3 protein-coding genes and 1 pseudogene are annotated in these 3,247 nt (G+C 74.9%); 1 reads left to right on the top strand and 3 read right to left on the bottom strand.

Annotated elements, in window-relative coordinates; genetic code table 11:
* Positions 1-36: 36 nt before the first annotated feature.
* Positions 37-585: pseudogene (locus DN069_RS42735) on the top strand (peptidoglycan DD-metalloendopeptidase family protein); the annotation flags it as partial.
* A 32-nt stretch (positions 586-617) separates the two neighbouring features.
* Here the strand turns inward: DN069_RS42735 and DN069_RS38440 are convergent.
* From DN069_RS38440 to dprA, 3 genes are all read right to left on the bottom strand, one after another.
* A complete protein-coding gene (locus DN069_RS38440) occupies positions 618-1,217 on the bottom strand; it encodes a TetR/AcrR family transcriptional regulator (RefSeq protein ID WP_111507885.1) in 600 nt (199 codons plus the stop codon).
* Between the two features lie 89 nt (positions 1,218-1,306).
* Complete coding sequence (gene whiG / locus DN069_RS38435; protein WP_111507884.1) at positions 1,307-2,134, bottom strand: RNA polymerase sigma factor WhiG; 828 nt, start codon at positions 2,132-2,134, stop codon at positions 1,307-1,309.
* An 87-nt stretch (positions 2,135-2,221) separates the two neighbouring features.
* On the bottom strand, positions 2,222-3,247 hold a 1,026-nt coding region (gene dprA, locus DN069_RS38430; RefSeq protein ID WP_111507883.1), incomplete at its 5' end, for a DNA-processing protein DprA.

Raw genomic sequence — 3,247 nt, 5'->3', positions numbered from 1 at the left:
GCGCCCGGCGGCCGCCGGGCGCTGCTCACGCTGGGGGTGCTGCTCTGGCTGACCCTGGCGCTGCTGGGCCCACCGGGCCGGGCCCACGCGGTCGCGGGCGACGGTCCGGGGAGGCCGGCCGGGAGCCGGGCGGGGAGCCCGGAGTGGGCCGCCCCGCTGTCCGCGGCCCAGGCCGGGAGTCCGCTCCGGGGCGGAGCAGGGGGTTGGGCCGAGGCCGGAGGTCTGGTGCGCCCGCTACCTACCGGAGGGACGCTCGCGGACGTGCTGCGGCGGTTCGCGCCGCCGCCGGTGCGGTGGGCGGCCGGGCACCGGGGAGTCGATCTGGCCGCGGCCGTCGGGGCGCCGATCCGCTCGGTGCGGGCAGGCGTCGTCTCGTACGTGGGCGTCATCGCGGGCAAGCCGGTGGTCTCCGTCGAGCTGACGGGGACGGGCTCGCCCCCGCTGCGGACCACCTTCGAGCCGGTCGAGGCCAAGGTCGCCGTCGGCGAGGCGGTCGGGGCCGGGGCGGTCCTCGGCACGCTGGCGGCGCGCGGCGGGCACTGCCCCGTCAGCTGCCTGCACTGGGGCCTGCTGCGCGGCCGGCACTACCTCGACCCGCTGGCGCTGGTCGGCCCCGGTCAGGCGCGCTTGCTCCCGCTGACGCCGTCCAGCACGAGGGCCACCGCGGCGTCGACCACGAGCTCCGGCGTCTCGTCGACGACCGCGCACCACTCCAGCCGCCTGGCGGCCGCCTCGACGGTGCCCTGCAGCAGCTGCGCGGCGAGCGCGGGCCGCGGGTGTCCGAGGTCGGCCAGCGTCTCGACCAGCGGTCCCACCAACAGCCCGTGCGCGGCGCGGATGCGCTCGCGCGCGGCGGCGTCCAGCTCCAGCGCGGACAGTGCGGCGAGCGCCCGGTGCCGCGCGTCCCCGGCGAGCGCGAGCTGCGCCCGCACGTAGGCCTCGACGCGCGCCGTCGGCGTCGCCTCGGCGCGCACCGCCTCGGCCACCTCCGCCGCCCAGACTGGCAGGTCGACGGCGCAGAGCGCTTCGATGACGGCGGCGCGGGACTTGAAGTACTCGTACACCGAGGAGCGGGCCAGCCCGGTGCGCGCGGCGAGATTGGGGAAGGTCAGCGCCTCCGCCCCGCCCTCGGCGAGCAGCGCGCGGGCAGCGGCGAGCAGCGCGTCGTGCTGCAGCCGGCGATGCTCGGCGACGGAGGCTGCGCGGATTCTCGGCACGGGCCCCAGCGTACCCGGGGCACTTGACCGTCGGTCGAGGTCACGGAGCGCGGAACGACCGTCGTCTCCAGCGGTCGTCCGGCGGGCGTCTAGCGTGCGTCGCGGAGCTTGGCGCGCAGTTGCAGCACGGCCTTGGTGTGGATCTGGCTGACCCGGCTCTCGGTCACCCCGAGCACGTTGCCGATCTCGGCGAGGGTGAACCCCTCGTAGTAGTAGAGGCTCACCACCGTCTTCTCCCGGTCCGGGAGCGTGTTGATGGCGCGCGCCAGCAGCCGGCGGACCTCGCGGGTCTCGGCGACCACCTCCGGGTCGTCCGCCGCGGTGTCGACCAGGGTGTCGCCCAGGCTGCCCCGCGTCTCGCCGCTCTCCCCCGTCGCGTGCAGCAGCTCGTCCAGGGCGACGACGTTGGCCAGCGAGAGCTGGCTGAAGATGCCGTGCAGCTCCTCGATCTGGATGCCCATCTCCGCCGCGACCTCGGAGTCACCGGGCGTGCGGCGCAGGCTGACCTCGAGCGTCGCGTAGGCGCGTTCCACCGCGCGCGCCTTCTGCCGGATGGAGCGCGGGATCCAGTCCAGCGCGCGCAGTTCGTCGATGATCGCGCCGCGGATCCTGCTGATCGCGTACGTCTCGAACTTGATCGCGCGCTCCGGGTCGAACTTCTCGATCGCGTCGATGAGACCGAAGATGCCGGAGGAGACGAAGTCCGCCTGCTCCACGTTGGCCGGCAGGCCCACGCTGACGCGGCCGGCCACGTACTTCACCAGCGGCGAGTAGTGCAGGATCAGCTGTTCGCGCAGCCGGGGGTCGCCGGTCTGCTTGTAGGCACGCCAGAGCTCGTCCACCGTGCGCACCCGCGCGGTGCGGGGTCCGGGGATGCTGCGGGGCTCCCCCGCGGGGGAGCTGGCGTACCTGGGCATGCGTCGCTTGAGCCGTTCTACCGATCCATTGGGCCATTCAACGGAACGGATGCGAGCGTAGCGTGACGACGTGGTTTCTGAGCGCTATCAAGTCCCCTTGTACGCCGGATTCAGCCTCCAGTGCGCCCCGAGGCGTTCGACCAGTCCGAGGGACAGCAGTTCGTAGAGCCGCCGCAGCACCACGTCCGGGCCCAGCAGGCAACGCTGGACCAGGGATTCCACGCTTCCGCCGCGCGCCGAAGCGGGCAGGCATTCGAGCACGCGCAGAGTCTCAGGAGCGAGCGCGTCCCGGATGCGTTCACGCCCCTCCGGCGTGGCAGCAAGATCCGTTCCGATCTCGCCGACCTGTTCGACGACTTCACCCGCGTCGGCGACGAGCACCGCGCCACGGCGGATCAGCTCGTGCGCCCCGGCGGAGAGCGAACTGTTGGCCGGGCCCGGCACGGCCATCACCTGGCGGCACAGATCGCCCGCCCAGCGGGCGGTGTTGAGCGAGCCGCTGCGGCGGGCCGCCTCGACCACGACGGTGCCGCGCGTGAGGGCGGCGATCAGGCGGTTGCGCTGCAGGAACCGCGGCCGGTTCGGGTGTGCGCCGAGCGGGAGTTCGCTCAGCAGCAGGCCGTACTCGGCGATGCGGCGCAGCAGTTGCTCGTTGGCGCGGGGGTAGACCTGGTCCACGCCGCAGGCGAGGACCCCGACGGTCGGCCCGCCGACGACCAGGGCGCCGCGGTGCGCGGCGGCGTCGATGCCGTAGGCGGCGCCGGAGAAGACCGTCCAGCCGCGCTCGGTCAGACTCGCCGACAGGTCGGCGGCGATGCGCTGCCCGTACCCCGTGCACGCCCGCGCGCCGACGACGGCGACGGAGCGCACGGCCAGCACGCGCAGTGTCCCGGCGCCGCGCGCCCACAGCGCGACGGGCCGCACCGGCCCGAGGTCGTCCAGCTGCGTCGGCCAGCCGGCCTCGCCCCGGCAGATCAGCCGCGCCCCGATCAGCGCGCCCCGCGCGATCTCCCGCGCCCCGTCCGGTGGCTGCACCCCCACCGGCAGCCTCCGCGCCAGGCGCGCCAGCGCCTCCTGCGGCCCCCGCTCCTCGATCAACTCCCCCGCCCGCTC

The organism is Streptacidiphilus pinicola, from assembly GCF_003258295.1.
GTDB classification, from domain to species: domain Bacteria; phylum Actinomycetota; class Actinomycetes; order Streptomycetales; family Streptomycetaceae; genus Streptacidiphilus; species Streptacidiphilus pinicola.
Note: the sequence above shows the minus strand (reverse complement) of the source record. Positions and strands in the feature narration are given on the sequence as shown.